The organism is Helicobacter sp. 23-1045, assembly GCF_053654655.1.
On sequence record NZ_JBSIUR010000004.1, the window covers coordinates 23,020 to 40,466 of the forward strand.

General features: G+C 40.9%; 18 protein-coding genes and 2 pseudogenes. 5 read left to right on the top strand and 15 right to left on the bottom strand.

Annotated elements, in window-relative coordinates:
• Positions 1–24: 24 nt before the first annotated feature.
• The 4 genes and pseudogenes from ACWIUE_RS05045 to ACWIUE_RS05060 form a co-directional block, all read left to right on the top strand.
• Positions 25–1,098: pseudogene (locus ACWIUE_RS05045) on the top strand (nitronate monooxygenase); the annotation flags it as partial.
• Positions 1,099–1,226: 128 nt separating this feature from the next.
• Positions 1,227–2,465 carry an N-acetylmuramoyl-L-alanine amidase family protein gene (locus ACWIUE_RS05050; RefSeq protein WP_454135443.1) on the top strand — a complete coding sequence of 413 codons (1,239 nt, stop codon included), beginning with the start codon at positions 1,227–1,229 and terminating at the stop codon, positions 2,463–2,465.
• Positions 2,466–2,532: 67 nt separating this feature from the next.
• Positions 2,533–3,387: a hypothetical protein gene (locus ACWIUE_RS05055; protein ID WP_454135445.1), complete on the top strand. Its 855-nt coding sequence runs from the start codon at positions 2,533–2,535 to the stop codon at positions 3,385–3,387.
• 1 nt (position 3,388) lies between these two features.
• Positions 3,389–3,868, top strand: a complete 480-nt coding sequence (locus tag ACWIUE_RS05060) for a CinA family protein (protein ID WP_454135447.1) — start codon at positions 3,389–3,391, stop codon at positions 3,866–3,868.
• A 96-nt stretch (positions 3,869–3,964) separates the two neighbouring features.
• Here ACWIUE_RS05060 and ACWIUE_RS05065 read toward each other — a convergent pair whose 3' ends face one another.
• Both ACWIUE_RS05065 and luxS read right to left on the bottom strand, forming a co-directional pair.
• Positions 3,965–4,165, bottom strand: coding sequence for a heavy-metal-associated domain-containing protein (locus ACWIUE_RS05065; protein ID WP_454135449.1), 201 nt, complete (start codon positions 4,163–4,165; stop codon positions 3,965–3,967).
• A 16-nt stretch (positions 4,166–4,181) separates the two neighbouring features.
• Entirely contained in the window at positions 4,182–4,679 is a 498-nt protein-coding gene (gene luxS, locus ACWIUE_RS05070; RefSeq protein ID WP_454135451.1) for an S-ribosylhomocysteine lyase, read from the bottom strand.
• Between the two features lie 163 nt (positions 4,680–4,842).
• Between luxS and ACWIUE_RS05075 the strand changes: the two genes are divergently transcribed.
• Complete coding sequence (locus ACWIUE_RS05075) at positions 4,843–5,268, top strand: MerR family transcriptional regulator (protein WP_454135452.1); 426 nt, start codon at positions 4,843–4,845, stop codon at positions 5,266–5,268.
• 302 nt (positions 5,269–5,570) lie between these two features.
• Here ACWIUE_RS05075 and ACWIUE_RS05080 read toward each other — a convergent pair whose 3' ends face one another.
• The 13 genes and pseudogenes from ACWIUE_RS05080 to ACWIUE_RS05140 all read right to left on the bottom strand — a co-directional run bounded on the left by ACWIUE_RS05080 (position 5,571) and on the right by ACWIUE_RS05140 (position 17,361).
• Entirely contained in the window at positions 5,571–6,785 is a 1,215-nt protein-coding gene (locus tag ACWIUE_RS05080; RefSeq protein WP_454135454.1) for a hypothetical protein, read from the bottom strand.
• Between the two features lie 81 nt (positions 6,786–6,866).
• A pseudogene (locus ACWIUE_RS05085) lies at positions 6,867–7,088 on the bottom strand (hypothetical protein); the annotation flags it as partial.
• Complete coding sequence (locus ACWIUE_RS05090; protein WP_454135456.1) at positions 7,049–7,687, bottom strand: Rieske 2Fe-2S domain-containing protein; 639 nt, start codon at positions 7,685–7,687, stop codon at positions 7,049–7,051. The gene ACWIUE_RS05090 and the pseudogene ACWIUE_RS05085, both read right to left, overlap by 40 nt.
• Positions 7,665–8,354 carry an acylneuraminate cytidylyltransferase family protein gene (locus ACWIUE_RS05095; RefSeq protein ID WP_454135458.1) on the bottom strand — a complete coding sequence of 230 codons (690 nt, stop codon included), beginning with the start codon at positions 8,352–8,354 and terminating at the stop codon, positions 7,665–7,667. The genes ACWIUE_RS05090 and ACWIUE_RS05095 overlap by 23 nt, the downstream gene beginning before the upstream one ends.
• Before the next feature lies 1 nt (position 8,355).
• Positions 8,356–9,411 carry a beta-1,4-N-acetylgalactosaminyltransferase gene (locus ACWIUE_RS05100; protein ID WP_454135460.1) on the bottom strand — a complete coding sequence of 352 codons (1,056 nt, stop codon included), beginning with the start codon at positions 9,409–9,411 and terminating at the stop codon, positions 8,356–8,358.
• A complete protein-coding gene (gene neuC, locus ACWIUE_RS05105; protein WP_454135462.1) occupies positions 9,408–10,670 on the bottom strand; it encodes a UDP-N-acetylglucosamine 2-epimerase in 1,263 nt (420 codons plus the stop codon). Before neuC ends, ACWIUE_RS05100 begins: the two co-directional genes overlap by 4 nt.
• 2 nt (positions 10,671–10,672) lie before the next feature.
• Positions 10,673–11,719 (bottom strand): N-acetylneuraminate synthase family protein, encoded by a 1,047-nt coding sequence (locus ACWIUE_RS05110; RefSeq protein ID WP_454135760.1) that lies wholly within the window; start codon positions 11,717–11,719, stop codon positions 10,673–10,675.
• Entirely contained in the window at positions 11,706–13,019 is a 1,314-nt protein-coding gene (locus tag ACWIUE_RS05115) for an alpha-2,3-sialyltransferase (RefSeq protein ID WP_454135464.1), read from the bottom strand. The genes ACWIUE_RS05110 and ACWIUE_RS05115 overlap by 14 nt, the downstream gene beginning before the upstream one ends.
• Positions 13,020–14,030, bottom strand: coding sequence for an alpha-2,3-sialyltransferase (locus ACWIUE_RS05120; RefSeq protein ID WP_454135762.1), 1,011 nt, complete (start codon positions 14,028–14,030; stop codon positions 13,020–13,022). It abuts the gene before it with no gap.
• Positions 13,919–14,209: a hypothetical protein gene (locus ACWIUE_RS05125; RefSeq protein ID WP_454135466.1), complete on the bottom strand. Its 291-nt coding sequence runs from the start codon at positions 14,207–14,209 to the stop codon at positions 13,919–13,921. The genes ACWIUE_RS05120 and ACWIUE_RS05125 overlap by 112 nt, the downstream gene beginning before the upstream one ends.
• A gap of 49 nt (positions 14,210–14,258) precedes the next feature.
• Positions 14,259–15,257 (bottom strand): UDP-N-acetylglucosamine 4,6-dehydratase (inverting), encoded by a 999-nt coding sequence (gene pseB, locus ACWIUE_RS05130; protein WP_454135468.1) that lies wholly within the window; start codon positions 15,255–15,257, stop codon positions 14,259–14,261.
• A 66-nt stretch (positions 15,258–15,323) separates the two neighbouring features.
• Positions 15,324–16,751 carry an Eco57I restriction-modification methylase domain-containing protein gene (locus ACWIUE_RS05135; protein WP_454135470.1) on the bottom strand — a complete coding sequence of 476 codons (1,428 nt, stop codon included), beginning with the start codon at positions 16,749–16,751 and terminating at the stop codon, positions 15,324–15,326.
• Positions 16,741–17,361 (bottom strand): restriction endonuclease, encoded by a 621-nt coding sequence (locus ACWIUE_RS05140; protein ID WP_454135472.1) that lies wholly within the window; start codon positions 17,359–17,361, stop codon positions 16,741–16,743. Before ACWIUE_RS05140 ends, ACWIUE_RS05135 begins: the two co-directional genes overlap by 11 nt.
• Between the last annotated feature and the right edge of the window lie 86 nt (positions 17,362–17,447).

A 17,447-nucleotide genomic window follows, 5' to 3' on the forward strand; every position in this document is an offset into this window, starting at 1 on the left:
AGGTAAATTAAGGCGAATCAAACAATGAAATTAAAACCACTAAAAATCGGCAAATACACGATAAAATACCCCATAATTCAGGGCGGAATGGGCGTTGGCATAAGCTGGGACGAACTAGCTGGAAATGTCTCCAAAAACGGCGCGTTAGGGACGATTAGTTGCGTTGGCACGGGATATTACAAAAAAATGCAGTTTGCAGAGAAAATCATTCGTAGCAAACCATTTGAAGCAATCAACTTTTACTCAAAAAACGCACTAAATGAAATCTTTAAAAACGCTAGAAAAATCTGTGGCGATTCGCCTTTGGCAGCAAATATTTTATACGCGATAAACGAATATGGACGCGTGGTAAAGGACGCTTGCGAAGCGGGGGCAAATATCATCATCACAGGCGCGGGATTGCCTACAAATATGCCCGAATTTACCAAAAATTTCCCCGATGTCGCGCTAATCCCTATCGTTTCATCGGCAAAAGCGTTAAAAATCATTTGCAAACGATGGAGAGAACGATACAACAAAATCCCTGACGCTGTAATCGTAGAGGGACCATTAAGCGGGGGACATCAAGGATTCAAATACGAAGATTGCTTTAAAGATGAATTTAAATTAGAAAATATCGTCCCAAAAGTCATCGCAGAGGCAAAGGCACAGGGCGAAATCCCTGTAATTGCCGCAGGTGGCATTTGGAATCGCGCTGATATTGATAGATTTATCGCGCTAGGCGCAAGTGGTGTGCAAATGGCAACGCGCTTTTTAGGCGTCAAAGAATGCGATGCAAAGGCGTATAGCGAGATTATGCCAAATGTAAAAGAAGGCGACATTGAGCTAATCAAATCGCCTGTGGGCTATCCCGCAAGGGCTATCAATGTAGGCATTTTAAAAGCGATAAAAAACGGCACTGCGCCAAAAATCGCGTGTGTTAGCAACTGCGTAAGCCCTTGCAATCGTGGCGAAGAAGCGCGAAAAGTGGGCTACTGCATTGCCGATAGATTAGGCGATGCAAGTAACGGCAACAAAGAGACGGGGCTTTATTTTACAGGCGCAAATGGATGGCGTATCGATAAGATTGTAAGCACAAAAGAACTCATTAACGAATTAGTCGCTGAATCTAATGAGAAAAACGCAGAATCTGTGAATTTGCATAATTTCGCAGAATCTGCGCCGATTTTATGTGATTCTGCGATTTCACATAAAAACGCAGAATCCACCGCAAATTAGGATTTATTTTGCGATTTTTGCTAATTTTTATTTTTGCGTGTGGTGCGTTATTCTCCGCGCCGTTAAAAATTTTGTCGATAAATTGGAGCGAAAATGAAGTGCAAATCAAATTTGATAGCAATATCGCAAAGCAAAATTTCACACGCCACACGCACAAAGATGGCATTTTTTACAGCGTCCGCGCCGAGCTGACAATCCCGCGCAAAAATATCGAATTAGAAAAAGCGCAAATCACAATCGCCCAAAACTCCAAAGACTTCGCGCGAATCGTAATTTCTACCGACAATATCGATGATTTAGATTTTAAGATTGATAAAAAAATACTAATTTTAAGTTTTGGCAAAAACGCAGAATCTAGCGCAATTAGCGATTTATTTGCGAGTTTGGACGCAAAAAAGGGTGGAGATTCTGCGAAAACAAACTCAAAAGATTCTGCGAAAAATCCGCCCAAAAACGCAGAATCTAAAAAAGATTCTGCGCCAAAATCCGCCGATTCAAAGGATTCAAAAGATTCAAAAAACCAAAAAGATTCAAAGCCAAAAACACTCCCAAAAGAAATCGCCAAAAATAAAATCGTAGTTTTGGACGCAGGGCACGGAGGCAAGGACTGCGGGGCAAAAGTCGGCAAAGTCTGCGAAAAGGCAATCGTCCTAAATATCAGCAAAAAAACCGCCGAGATTTTAAAAGCAAGGGGGTATAAAGTCTTTGTAACGCGAAGCGGGGATAAATATTTGAGTTTGACAGACCGCACAAAAATGGCAAATGACAAAAACGCCGATGTTTTCATCAGCATTCACGCAAACGCGCTTGACAAAAAGGCGAAAAACTACAAATCCGCAAACGGCATTGAGACTTATTTTCTCTCCACCGCGCGAAGTGAGCGCGCTAGAAAAGTCGCCGAGTTAGAGAACAAAGATGATATTGAGATTATGAACAAATTCTCCAAAATGTCCTTTCTAAACTCCATAAATTCGCAACGGCTTTTAGCTTCAAACAAACTTGCAATCGATGTGCAAAGCGGTATGCTAATAAATGCGCGAAAACTCTACAAAACTACGCTTGATGGCGGTGTGCGAGAGGGACCATTTTGGGTGCTTGCAGGTGCGCTAATGCCTTCGATTTTAATCGAAGTGGGCTATATGACAAATGCAAATGATTTAAAGAGATTGCAAAGCAAAGAGTATCAAAACGCCCTTGCCAAAGGCATCGCAGATGGTATCGATGGATATTTTTTGAAAAATTTTTGAGATTTGGCGAATGATTTTAGCGAACTAATTTGGCAAATTTAGATTCAACAAAAGGGGGGACAAACAAATGGATTTCACGCTCACACGCGAAAAAAATGAAATGATTTTCTCGCTAATCTTTTTCTTTTTTGCGAGTTTTTTATTTGCGGGCATTATCACTTCTACCGCAATCCCAAACTTTGATAACTTACTCCCAATTATGCTAAAACCAAATGGATTTTTTGTCACAATGTGTCGAATCTTGCTTGTAGTGGGCTTTTTACTTGCGCTGTATCACTTTTTCACACGAAAGAATTTTAGGGTGCGCTCCCGCCTTTATGGCGATTGGACGCTTGGGGCGAGTGTGGTTTTTACCGCGCTTTTTGCGCTTAGCATTCTCTCAAATTACAGCGCAGATGAGTTGGATAAAATGATGAATATTTACAGCTACGATGAGCCAAGCGAACTTATCCGCAATATCAAAAAGACAATCATCGATAGCGTGGTATTTATATTTTTTATCCTAATGCCAATCATTAGCTTTTTTTACAAGCAACGCGCCTATGATAGATACTTTAAGCGCGTGTATGATAGCTATTTTTATCAAACATATTTGCGCGAAGTCTCCCCATCGATGAATACAAGCATATTTTTTCTCTTTGGTTATAGTGTCGAATCTTACTCATTTACAATGCGCCCGATAATTGATTGCGCGCTCTCTGTGATTTGTATTTTGCTTTTTGTGCGAATCGCCATAAGTTTGCGAAAAAGCATTAGCTTTTATTCGGTGATGAATTTGGTGATTTTAATCATCGGCTTTGGGCTATTTCTCTACTCTGCCGAAGTGCTATCGCGTGGGAATTTCTACTATGTGGGCATATTTTTCTACACAATCGGGCTTTTGTATTGGTATATAAATATCGCCATAAGATTGCGTGGGTAGCGTGGAATCTAATATTGCAAAAGAAATTATTGACTTTTTAGTGCGTGAAAACAAAAGCATTGCCATTGCCGAATCTTGCACGGGCGGACTAATCAATTATGCTTTTAGTCAAATTAGTGGCGCAAGTAGCGCATTTCGTGGCGGAATCGTGTGCTATCAAAATGCAATAAAAACGCGCGTTTTGGGTGTAGATTCGGCGATTTTGGCGCAAAAAAGCGCGTATAGCGTGGAAGTGGTGGATTTAATGTTAGGGCAAATCAGCGAGATAATGCAAAGCGACTTTGCAATCGCCACAAGCGGGATTGCTGGACCAAATGGCGGAAGCGATGAAATGCCTGTGGGGACGATATTTGTGGGCGTAAAAAAACGCGATGAAAAATCCATTATTAAAAAAGTGCATTTTAGTGGCACTCGAATCGCAATCCAAACCCAAACCACGCAATTCGCGCTAGACTTATTCAAAAGCGCATTTATAAAGTAGATTTTCACACAGATTCTGCGATTTGCCTTGAAAACAATGCGAGATTCTGCGTTTATTTATTAAGATTCTGCGATTTTTTAGATTTTCGCAGAATCTCTATTCCACCTCAAACCCGCTATCCAAAATCGCCTCTTTGATTGCCTCCAAAGTCGTTTGCGATTCGTAATCCACGCGCACGACTTGTGCCTCCAAATCCACACACACTTCGCCCACGCCACTAATTTCACTCACAAATCGCGTGATTTTATCTACGCAGTGATTGCAGTGCATTCCGCTAACTTTTAATTCAACTCTCATTTCAAATCACCAAAAATCACTTGCCAAGCATTTCATCACTCAAAAGCAACTCGCTTGTATTCATAATGCCAATGCCCTTTTCTAGCGTGGATTGCGCAATCTTTTGCGCTTCATTTAGAGAGTGCATTTCAAAAGTTCCGCATTGATATTTGTTTGCCTCAGGGATTTTGTCCGTTTTCAAAATATCACGCATACTCGCTTCCCACGCCTCTTTTACGCTATCCTCGCTAGGCACGCCGAGGACGCTCATATAAAAGCCCGTGCGACAGCCCATAGGCGAAATGTCGATAATTTCGACATTTGGCGCATTTAGGTGCTCCCGCATAAATCCCGCAAAGAGATGTTCCATCGTGTGAATCCCTTTTTCGCTCAAAATCTCTTCATTTGGCTTACAAAAGCGCAAATCAAAAACGGAGATTTTATCGCCCTTTGGCGTCGCAAGCGTCTTTGCTAGGCGCACCGCAGGGGCTGGCATAATGGTGTGATTAACTTTAAAACTATCTAATAGTGGCATTTTTTGTCCTTTTTTTGAAATTTAAAAGCGGGATTTTAGTTTTTTAACATTTAAAGCAACATTAAATTTGCGATAATTTTGCCAAATTTTTCAAAAAACCCTTGACTTATACCTACTATCATCTTTTATAATTGCATTTTTATTTTACAAAATGGAGCGAAAAATGGCATACACAATCAAACAAGTCGAAAAAATCACAGGCGTATCCTGCTACACACTGCGCTTTTGGGCGAAAAAAGGCGTATTTCCAAGCATCGAGCGCGACAAAAATGGCGTCAAATATTTCAGCGACAGCGATGTGCGGTGGGTGAATTGGGTGGTTTGGCTACGCGATGCGGATATGAGTTTGGAGGATATAAAAAGCTACGCAGAAATGTTCGCACAGGGCTTCCGCACGGCAAAACAGCGCAAGACATTGCTAGAAAAAGCGTTTGAAAAATTACAAGCGCGAATGGCGCGAATGCAAGAAATTTCAGGGCATTTGCAGAAAAAAATTGCAATATATGATGAGAGTATAGCGCGTGGCGTGGATTTATTTAATGTGCAAAGTGCGGATTATAAGGATTGCAATGAGGCGGTAAAAAAGTAGAAGTTAAGTGTGGCAAATCGCGTGAGATTTAGGCGAAATGCGCCGAATCGTCATTGCGAGGCAGTTTGAGCGACAGCGAAAACAACGAAACAATCCAAATCACGCGAATTTAAAAGGCAAATAAAATCAATGACTTAAAATTGAATCAATAAATTATTACATTTAGATTCACATAAAATAAGCGATTCGCATTTGATTCACGATTCACTGAAATAGATTGCTTCGTTGCACTCATTTAATTCGTGCGCCTCGCAATGACGGCGTAATGATTTCACAAAATCTCGCAAAAAATTCCCCAATTTTCACCCCAAATGCGCTCTTAATTCTCCCAATAATCGCTTGCATTTTGCGCTATCAATCCCGTGCATTGCACACGCTTGGGCAATAGTTTCGCTATATGCTTTATTGCACGATAGACAATATAATCCATACCGACCAAAGATTTTTTCACCAATTTCGCCAAGTCTCTCCAAAACCCACGCCACATTGCTTTGTGCTGTAATATTCGCAGAATCTGCATTGTGTGGATTTTTCAAATAATATGGACACTGCATTATGCGCCAAAATTCCGTGTGATAAATGTCTGGATTGCGACTAAATTCACACCAATAACCGATTGTTGCCTCATCCCAGCTCTCATTATTTTTGCAAATCTGCATTAAAATTTCAGATGGGATTTTCATAGTGATATTTGGCGTTAGTGCGAGATTTTGCAATATTTTTAAAATCCCACCTTTTATTTCAAAAGAAAATGCTTCGCAAGATTCACCGATAGGATAAACATTCATTACCAAATCTTCGCAAAACACCATTTCAGGGATATTATTTAGATTTTCAAAATATTTTAAAACCACCGCCTTATCATAATTTTGTGCCTTTGGATATTGCGTTTCAAACTCCGCTTTATCAAAATCATTTTTTATGTGTGATTCAACCACGCTAAAATCATAAAGATTTTGCGTCATCTGCATTTTTTGCAATCCAGATTCTGCACTCCAAGTATCACCAAAGAGCAATGGCAAAACTTCTACCTTGCTATCCTTAAAGGCGTCAATCACATCAAAAATCGTATTTTTGCGCAAGAGTTTCATATATTTCAAATGCGCAGGGTGATTTAAAATAAAATGCGAAGCAAAGGGCAAAAAATATTTCGCATCATACATCTCACACGCCTTTTTTAGCATTTCAAGTGTGGCGGTGCGTGACTTTTCATAAATCTCTATTTTTTGTGCGTCATTTAAGTGCGTCCAAGTCGCAGGATACCCACTTGCCCCGGGCGAAAACGCAGAGCAGATTAAATCTACGAATTTAATCTTTTCGTGGATTTTGTGATTTATCCCAGCGTCATTGATATTTAAAATGCGAAAATCGCCCACTTCAAGCAAAATCTGCGCATCATTCCACAGCGAAGCAGGTTCATAAGTGGTGATAAAAACATCATTTGCGATTTTTACTCGCTCCCCAAATTTCGCACTAATGATTTTTTCAAATCCCATTTTTTGCAAACGCGCTTCCATTCGCCCATTTGCAAAGGCAGGGACAAAAATGGGCGTTTGTTTATCAAAATATTTTAAAGTCGCAGGGTGAAAATGGTCGCTGTGCTCGTGCGAAATCCAAATGGCATTTGTGCGTTTCGTAAGTGTGTGGATATTTTGCGCATTTAAAAGTGGCGTGGGATAATTGCGCCACGCACCAAAAAACGCACTGCCAATAATCCACGGGTCGCAAAGAAGCGAAAAATTATGGTAGCGAAATTCTAGGCAGGCGTGAGAATGGAGAGTTATGCGGAGATTTGGCGAATTTTTTGGATTTTGTGAAATTGTGGGATTCTGCGAAAATACGGGATTTTGCGAATTTTCGCTACGGGGGGGGGGGGATTTTTAGTGAAAGATTCTGCGAAATTTGCAGAATCTAAATAAATATCCCCCAAATCATCGATTCTAAATGCCACTTCGCTCAAACTCGCATTTTTCACATTTGTCGCTTCCCCACTTTTGGCGCAAAAACGCCAATTATGCACTTTGCAATAGATTTCATTATGAGGGGCAGAATCTAGCGCAGATTCTGCGATATTTTCATTAGATTCTGCGTTTTTTGTTTGAATCGCAGAATCTGCATTTTCTTTTGAATCAATTCTAGTATTTGCGGTAGTGCTTGTGGAGTTTTTGCGAAATTTTCGAGGAAACTTCGTTTTGGGGCGTGAGACTAGACTAGCGGTCTGCGAAGCCCCGAAATTTTGAAAATCTACGCAATGATTACCCAAAGACGAATTGTCAAAACATAAAATCGCCCCTTGATGCGGACACACCGCACTATACACTTTGATTTCCGCGCCATTTTTGTAAATAAAATATTTTTTGCCTCCGCAAAACACTTCATTTACGCCATCTTTTAACTCACTCACATTTGCTATTTTCATCTTTATCCTCCGTTTTTAAAATTTCATTTGCCCTCTGCAAATCGCTTGGTGTGTCAATATCAAGCGATTCGCCCATCTCATAAAAATGCGTCTTTGGTGGCAAAAGCGTGTTGTGCGCTAAAAACGCATCTTTTTTGATGATATAAATCGCACCATTGCTTTGATAAACCTTTGGCAGTTTTTGGCGTGGCATAAAGGGCATTTGATTATCGCAAATCCCGCGCAACTCGCCATTTTCATTTGCGATGAATGCTTTTAAAATCTTATTATCCGCGCACTCCACGCTAATTAGCGCGTTTGCATTGTTGCTTTTAAAGATTTTATACGCGCTCTCAATATCCGCAGAATCCCTAAAAGGCGAAGTGGGTTGCAAAATAATAATCTCATCAAAATCCCTAAAATGCCCCAAAGCGTGTGCCACAACTTCGCTAGTTTGCGTGAAATCTCCTGCTAACTCTTTTGGGCGATTTAGCGCAAAAACGCCCTGCGAAGTTGCGTAATCTAAAATCTCGCCACCATCGCTACTTACCACGATTTTATCCACGCAACGCGCCTTTTTCGCAGAATCTAGCGTGTAAAAAAGTAGCGGTTTATCGCCAAGAAGTGCCAAATTTTTATTTTTGATACTTTTGCTCCCCGCTCTTGCTGGAATCAACGCTAAAACCATCTTATACCTCCAAATCAAATAAATTATAAAGTTTCAAAATCACTTCATCGCTCAAATATTCGCGCGGGATTTTTCGCCCAAGCAAATGCGAATTTTTAGCGATAAATTCACTTAGCGGCATCAAGTCCAAATGCTTCACAAACTCGCGCCTGTGCGCCTTTACCGCTGGAAAATGCCACTGCATTAACGGCGCATAAACCCTCCGCAAATTGCGCGGGGTAAGCATAATTTCGCTAAATAGATTCTGCGAATTGTCATTTTTATCCATCCACTGCGAAGATTTTGAAGTGAGACGCGGGGCAAATGAAATATTTTCATTGCAAAGCAAAAGCTGGTCGCCACCTAAAATATAACCATTTTCGCCGTTATTTTGGATAAAAATTTGATTATTATCGATGATGAAATTCACTCGCGGATAAACCACGCAATCTTTCGCACTGCGCGCTAAATAGAAGGTTTTATAAAGCATTTTTGCGTCATAAATATGGTCGCAGTCAATCTTCATAAACCACTGCTTTTTTGGGATGAAAGATAGCGCAAAATTATAATAATTATGTAGCATATTTTGCGCGGTGGCGGGATTTTCTAGCGTGATTTTGTGTGGATATTTTTTTGGCAGAAATGATGGATTTTTGGCGCAAAAATCTAAAATGATTTTTTCGCTACCATCGGTGCAGTCGTTATATGCGATAATTCCGCGCTGAAATGCAGGTAAAATCGAGTGCAGACTTGCTTTTAGTGTTCGCGCTTCGTTTTTCACGCGGATAAATGCCCACGGATTTAGGGGAGAATGCGCGGATTTGGTGCGGGAGTCGAGTTTATAATAAGACATTTTGCATCCTAAAATAGTTTCTAAAAGGGAATTCCCCCCCCCCCCCCCGATATTAGATTCTGCGAAATTAGCAGATTCTGCGTTTTTTATTTGAGGTGCAGAATCTCGCAATGACAACGCGGGGGCAGAATCTAGTGTATTTAAAATATCTTTTGGGATGAAATTATTGAGATTGTTTAGCGTGATATCATCGCAGAAACTAAATAATTTTTGTAGCAACTTCATCGCAAATGCTCCAAATCCACAAATTGCTTTTGGAGTTTTTGATCCCAAAATACACCGCGTTTTAGTAAATCAAAAAATACTTCGGCGGATTTGTGGCGTGGCGCAGAATCTACCGCAGAATCTATCGCACAATTCGCAGAATCTACCTCCAAATTGTCATTCTCGCGCGAAGTCGAAGCACGAAGCGAAGAATCTCTGTTGTGTTTTTGAGATATTTCGCTGTGCTCAATATGACAATTTTTAACCTTTCTTATCGCATCTAAAATCGCTTCTTTTTGGCATTTGGTATTTATCACACTTGGCAGATTTAATCCCGCTCTATTGCTCTGACGAGTGCCGACATTTATGCTAGGAATCCCTAAATGCGGTGCTTCTTTTAAAGCGCAACTAGAATTGCCGATTAAAAAATCCGCCCCCTTTAAAAGCGCGATAAAATACTCAAAGCGAATACTTGGGAAAAATCTAAATTGCGCCAAATGCTCCAAAGATTTATACGCTTCCAAAATCTGCTCAAATCCCAAATCATTATTTGGATACACCACAATGTAATTTTGCCTACTCTCTTTTAATGCTTCGCATAGCACATTTGCTTGGATTTGCATAGAATCTATTTCGGTCGTTACGGGGTGAAACAGCAAAATCGCATACTTTTCAAAATCTATGTCATAATATTTTTTTGCCACCTCTAAACTAATATCGCTACTATCCAAAATATCCAAATCAGGCGAACCGATGATAAAAATGGACTTTTCGCTTTCGCCTAATTGCATTAGTCGCCTTTTTGCCACGCAATCATTTACCAAATGAATGTGAGAGAGTTTAGAAATCGCGTGGCGCAAAGAATCATCTATCGTACCTGAGACTTCGCCACCCTCAATGTGAGCGACTAAAATATTATTTAGCGCACCTGCGATTGAAGCTGCGAGTGGCTCGATTCTATCGCCGTGTGCTATGATTAAGTCTGGTTTATATTCGGCGATAAATTTTGCAAAGCCATCGATTGTGTGCGCTAATGCTAAGTCCATTTGATAATATCTATCGTGGTTTATAAATTTATGGATATGCTTAAATCCGCATTTTTCAATCTCGCGCACCGTTAGCCCAAAGTGATTGCTTAAATGCATACCTGTGGCAAAGATATAGACTTCAAAATCAGCCGAATGCTCGACTTTCAACGCCAAAGACTTGATTTTGCTAAAATCTGCGCGAGTGCCACTGACAAAGACGATTTTGCGTTTTTTGTGTGTCGAATCTAGCATATTTACTCGCCTATATCGCAAATCTTTATCTGTGTGTCATTTGGAATATCTTTTAACGCCACTTTTCCTAAAAGAGATTCGTAATGCTCTGCGCTTATGCCACCTTTGCTAGGTCGCTTTACCCAAATATTTTTTTCACTCAACACCTCGCCTTTTTTGATTTGAGCGATACTAACCACACTTGCAAAGGCAAAATCTATGGTTACTTGCTCTTCTTTGGTAGCAATTTTTGCTTCGTTTTCACTCCCACGCAAAATAAACATTTCTTTGCTTTGTGTTATTAGCTCACGCAAGGCAGACTCATCCATCGAGCAGATAATATCAGGTCCACTTCGCTCCATAGTGTCTGTGAAATGTCGCTCTAACACACACGCACCAAGTGCGACAGCTCCCAAACACGCAAGATTGCTCGTGCTATGGTCGCTCAATCCCACAAGGCAGTCAAACGCTTCTTTTAGTGCAATCATCGCATTTAATCGCACCAAATTTGGTGGCGTGGGATAGAGGTTTGTCGTGTGAAGTAGGACAAATGGGATTTGTGCATTTCGCAGAATCTCCACGCTTTTAGCGATAGATTCTATACTATTCATTCCTGTGCTTAAAATTATGGGCTTTTTAAATCCTGCGATATGTTTAAGAAGCGGGTAATTATTGCATTCGCCACTGCCGATTTTGAATGCCAAAACGCCCATATCGTTCAGGCGATTTGCCGCAGCGCGAGAAAATGGCGTGGAGAGATAGATTAGTCCCTTAGATTCGGCATATTCTTTGAGTGCAAGTTCATCTTTGTAGCTTAACGCACATTTTTTCATTATCTCATAAATGCTTATTTTTGCATTGCCCGGTATGACGGATTTTGCCTCGCTACTCATTTCATCTTCGATTATATGCGTTTGGTGCTTTATGATTTTCGCCCCCGCGTTAAACGCAGAATCTACCATTAGCTTCGCCACTTCCAAGCTCCCGCCGTGATTTATGCCAATCTCTGGCACAACAAGCGGTGGCGTTTCGTTTGAAATTCGTAAATTGCCTATGTTAAATGCTTTCATCATTTTTATCGCGCTCCTTTCTATGCTTTAAAAATAATTTTAAGTCGCCAAATAATCGCATAGCATCCCGTAATGCCCTAAAATAAATATTTGTCTTTATCCGCGCGGGACTTTTGATGTGCTTTATTTGCTCTTTAAAATGCGGTGAGAAAAACTGCAAATACGCTTCCTTTGGCGGGATTTGCACATCGTTTATAAAATCTTTTGGTTTATTTTGCGGAGTGAAAATATTATTTGTCTTTGGGGCAAGGGGGAGATTCTGCGAAATGGGACTTTGCGGACAAAGCGAGTAAAACTTCGCGGCATAGTGCTTTTCCAAAAACTCCAAGCACTGCAAATCAAATGCCTTGCTATGATAACCCTCCGTGTGCGGGGCATTGTGCTGTTCTCTTGCGGTTATGTAATCTCTCATATTTGTATCAAAGCGCAAAAAATTCTGCGCCAAAGTATCAAACGCATAGACTTTTTCCCCACGATAAAAGTCAATCCCAGCGATAAAAATCTCCCTAAATCCAAGTGCCACAGCAATCGCGCATAACCAAATGCCCGTTGTGGGGTGGGCGAAATTATAAAGTTGATTTAGCGTGGCAAACTCCAAAAATTCCGCGATTTTATATGAGTGCGCGCCATCAAAAATGCGATTTATAAAAATATTTTGCCTAAATGCGGAGGTGAAAATCTCCATATTTTGCGAGAACTCCGCCCCCTCCAATCCAAAAGCATAAAGATTATTTAAAAACGCAGAATCTACGCTGTATTCCCCGCGATTATTTAAAAGAAGCATTGTGTAGATTTGCTCAAATAATGCCTGATTTGCAAAGCAAACGGCACGGACTTTTTTGCCTAAATAATATTTTTTTTCAAAATAAAATTGATTGCAGCGAAACACTTCAAAGTCTAATGGCAAGCGTGAATAATCGATATTTGCCAAACTTGGCGCATTCCCTGCGATAATAGCGCATTTTGCAGAATCTGCCTCCAAATTGTCATTCTGAGCGAGTGAAACGAGCGAAGAATCTCGCTTGTCGCATTTATAACTCGCGCTAAAATCAACCATAATGCGCCACCAAAATGCGCTCTTTTGCCAAAATATCCAAAGTCGCAGAATCTGCGAAATATAAATTAGATTCTGCGAATGTGTGAGATTTTGCGAAAAAAGATTCTGCGAAAAATAAATTAGATTCTGCGAATTTCGCGCCAAACGCAGAATCTGCATAGATTCTGCGCCAAATTCGCCAAAATATGTGCCAAAACTCACATTTTGCAGAATCGCACTTGATTTTACGGATTGCGCGGACATTTACTTTTCTCCAAAGGGGATTTCCCCCCCCCCCCCCAGTTTTACGGCGCGTTTTTCTTGCAGATAATCAAATATGTGCTTTGGCAGTCGCCACAAGTCTTTTAAAAAGCAAAATGCGATGTTTTCACGCAGGACTTTTTTGCAGGGCAGTTCATTTTGCGATGGCGCATAAGGCGAGGTGTATCCCCACTGCGCGCATTCTCGCTCGTAAGATAACTTTTGGTAGGCGATTTCGCTTGGGATGATTATGTCTTTTGTATAATTTGTGGGTTTAGATTCTACGACAAAAGAAACTTTATTTTGCGCTTTTGGCAGTGAAATATACTTTGAAATAGGCGAATTTGGGCAAATGGAGTAAAACTTCACGCCATAATTTTTCGCTAAAAATTCTAATGCTTCTAAGTCGATTTCAAGTGAGTGCATATCGCCCACAGGTCCGAAATTTGGGTCTTTTTTAAGCACATTTGGCGTTTTGCACTCAAAGGCATAAGTCGCACTGCTTTGATATAAATCAATCCCAGCGATATAAATCTCTCTAAATCCAAGCGCCACTGCCACAGCGCACATATAAATTCCGCTCGTGGGACGGGCATTGTAATGCAACTCATTAAATTTCATAAAGTGGTAGAATGCCTCTAATTTCGCCAAATATGCCTCGCCACTTTTGATATATGGGAAAATATGCGAATGGTCGCAGTAAAATCTATCGGGCGATTTGAAACCGATGGTGGTGGCGATGGTGCGCCCTATCTCATACTCGCCCCTAAACTTTAATACGCTGTGTGTGAAGTGATTTTCTAACAAATAATTTGGCACGACAAAGGCGAAATCGACCCTTTTGCCTAAATAATATTTGCGTTCAAAATAAAACTGATTGCAACGAAAAATGGCGAAATTTGTTAGAAGATTCTGCGAATGGTGGGGCAGATTCTGCGAATGGTGGGGCAGATTCTGTGAATCGCTACGGGGGGGGGATTTGTAGTAAAAACTTCCCCCTCCCTTGCGGAGAATTCACACGAAGTTTCCCCCTCCCTTGCGGAGGGGGTTAGGGGGTGGGTAGATTCTGCGAAATTCATTTGATTCGCAGAATCTAACGCACCATTCGCAAAATCTTGTCCGCTTGGCAACAGCGAATAATCAATCTCCGCTAAACTTGGCGCATTTCCCGCTACTATGGCATATTTTTGCATTCGCAATCCTTAAAATAAATTCTCACATTTTAGCAAAATCTCGCAAAATCTACCCCAAAATTTTTAAAATTTCATCACCTTTTAGCCATTTATCATTCGTGTGGCTACTATATTCAAAGTCCGCTTTAACGCTCACTCCACGCTCACCAAGCGCGGTTTTAGTATAATCAATGGGCGTGTTGAAATTGATTGTGGGCTTCAACAAATAAAAATCCTCAAACTCCACGCACAGCCTTGCATCTTCAAGGGGAATCATCACTTCATTTAGCTTCTCCCCAGCGCGAATCCCGGTGATTTTGTGCGGGATATTTGGTGCTAACGCTTTTGCCAAATCCACGATTTTTATACTAGGAATCTTTGGGATAAAAATCTCCCCGCCCTGCATTCGCAGAAGCGATTTGATGACAAAATCCACGCCAGAATCTAGCGTAATAAAAAATCGCGACATTTTAGAGTCTGTTATGGGCAGTTCTTTTGCGCCCTTTGCGATTAGCCCCCTAAAAAACGGCACGACAGAGCCACGACTCCCCACCACATTGCCATAGCGCACCACGCTAAACTTTGAATCCAAACTGCCCTTGATATTATTCGCACTCACAAAGAGCTTGTCAGAGCAGAGTTTTGTCGCGCCGTAGAGATTGATAGGATTTGCGGCTTTGTCAGTAGATAGCGCGATGATTTTGGCGACTTTGTTCTCCAAACACGCCTCTATGACATTGCTTGCGCCGATAATGTTTGTCTTTATGCACTCTAGCGGGTTGTATTCGGCAATCGGCACTTGTTTTAGCGCGGCTGCGTGAATGCAAATATCCACGCCATTTAGCGCGGTTTTTAGGCGTGATAAATCCCGCACATCACCGATAAAAAAGCGCATTTTGGGACTATCAAAACTCTGCGCCATTTCAAATTGCTTCAACTCATCGCGACTATAAATGATGACTTTTTTGGGGTTAAAATCTTTTAAGATTTTTCCCACAAACGCCTTGCCAAAGCTCCCCGTGCCACCTGTGATTAGGATTGTTTTGTTGTTTAGATTTGCATTTTGCATTTTTGCCCTTTAAAAATTTTGCGATTTTAGCATAATTTTGCCCTTTGTCGCCTTTATATAGCGAATCTACGAAATTGCTTTTAGATTCGCACACTCATAGATTTCGCCAAACTCACTTCCAAGCAGACAATTCTCTAAACTCCGCTGTGAGAACAAAAATCGCCCATCGCACACAAACCCTAGCTCTTCCCAATCCACATTATTGAGCATTTCACAAATCTTTTGCAAACTCGCATTATCCACTTCAAAGCGCGGGAAAATCGCTAACACCGAGCCATCATAGGCGTTGCAAGGGTGCAAGAAAAAGGGCTTTTTATTGCGTGTCTTGCTATTTACATAGATTCGTGGCGATTCGCTTTTGTGGTAGTCGCGCCCCCATTCCCACCAATTATGCTCATCAAATTTTTTGATTTTGCGCGCTTTTAGTTGCGATTTAAATTCTGCCAAATACGCGCAATTTTTGCCAAAATCCCCATAAATCATTTTCTTTGTCTTGCCCGTCTTTGCGCTAAATGAGCAGACAAAATCCATATTGCCAAATTTTTCATTTGCAAAAATGCTATCCGCCCCGCTTACCGCACCCACTTTGACAAAAAATAGCGAACTAAAGGGGATTTCATAGCGTTTGCGCGTAAAAATTATTTGCCCACTAATGCAGTTAAAAATCTTTTTTTCGTGGCAATCTTGCAGATTTTGGTAATTACACTTGCGCGAAAAATCGCCCTTTTCAAACCGCCAAATAACGCAATTTGGCTGAGCCTTGCTAAAAATCCGCTTATCGCCAAGTTCCACAAAATCCGTGATACTGCCTTGCGCGTGGAGAGAGGCATTTAGCTTCACGCTTGCCGTGCTTTTTAGAAAATCGCGTGGCGTGATGAAAATTAACTCGCCCCTGTCGCGCAAATGCAACACGCATTTATAAATAAAAAAGAGATAGAGATTGCTCCGCAAATCAAATATGTCGCTAAAAGGCTTTAGAAGCGACTTTGTAGAATCTAGTATGTCTTGGTAGCGCACATACGGGGGATTGCCGATGATTGTGTCAAATTTTTCGCTCACAGGGTAGGCAAAAAAGTCTGTATTTAGGATTGTGCCGTCATTGCGAGATTTTGTGATTGTGTCAAAAATTGCAAAATCGTGGCAATCTATGGATTCCCCCTCCCTTGCGGAGGGGGCTAGGGGGTGGGTAAAATCTATTGCCAAATCATAAAACCCACCCCCTTTATCCCCCTCCGCAAGGGAGGGGGAAATTGTGCCATTGTGAGTGGCTTGCAAAAACGCATAGCAATGTATTTGTGCTTTATCAATCTCAATGCCGATTGTATTGCTTGGCAAATGTGTGAAAAACGCGCCATTGCCACAGCTTGGCTCTAAAAATCGCGGATTTTTTACACGCTCCACGCTTCGCACAAGTTTTAGCATATTAGCGACAATATTTTGCGGAGTAAAAACCTGCCCTAATTGTGCGACATTGAGACTAGATTTAGGATTCACAAAAATACCTTTTGTATGAGATATACGCATCAGCGCGAAGTTTTAGCGATTTTTCAAAAGTGCCTAGCAAAAAATCTTTTGCGCTATCAAAATCGCGTGTGATTATCTCGCGATTCGCGTCCCATTTCGCTTGAAACGGCAGGTTATTGCCATTTGGGATAATGTGTTTTAGGCTTTTTAGCGAAGCAGCAAAAATATCGTTGCAATCCTCTTTATTCACGATTAAAAAATAATAATCTTTGGGATTTGGCGTTAGATTTTCTCGCAATGTGCGAAAATAACTCTCCCAATCCACACCATTACTAAAAGGCGGAATCTGCCCTGTGAGCGCGTAATAAATGCCTAATTTGCAATTAAGATTATCCGTAGTGTGCGTGGTGCTTACTTTAATATTCACTGGATAAAACTGCCCATTTTCCTCAAAGCTAAAATCCACCCAATCACGCATATTTGGGCGATTTATATCAAAATTTGCCTCCAAAAGCTTAAAAATCTCATCTTCGTTAAACGCAGAGTTGATTCGCCCATCTCGGCTACTTTTGCTTAAATGCAGATTTTGGGCGCGTAAAAAATCTACCATTTCATTAAGCAAATGTGGCAAAGATTCCATTGTAATTTTCCTTAAAAAATTTGTGCGAAATTATAGCCAAAATTTGCATTTTTTAGATTCGCGCATTTTTATAACCACAATTCACG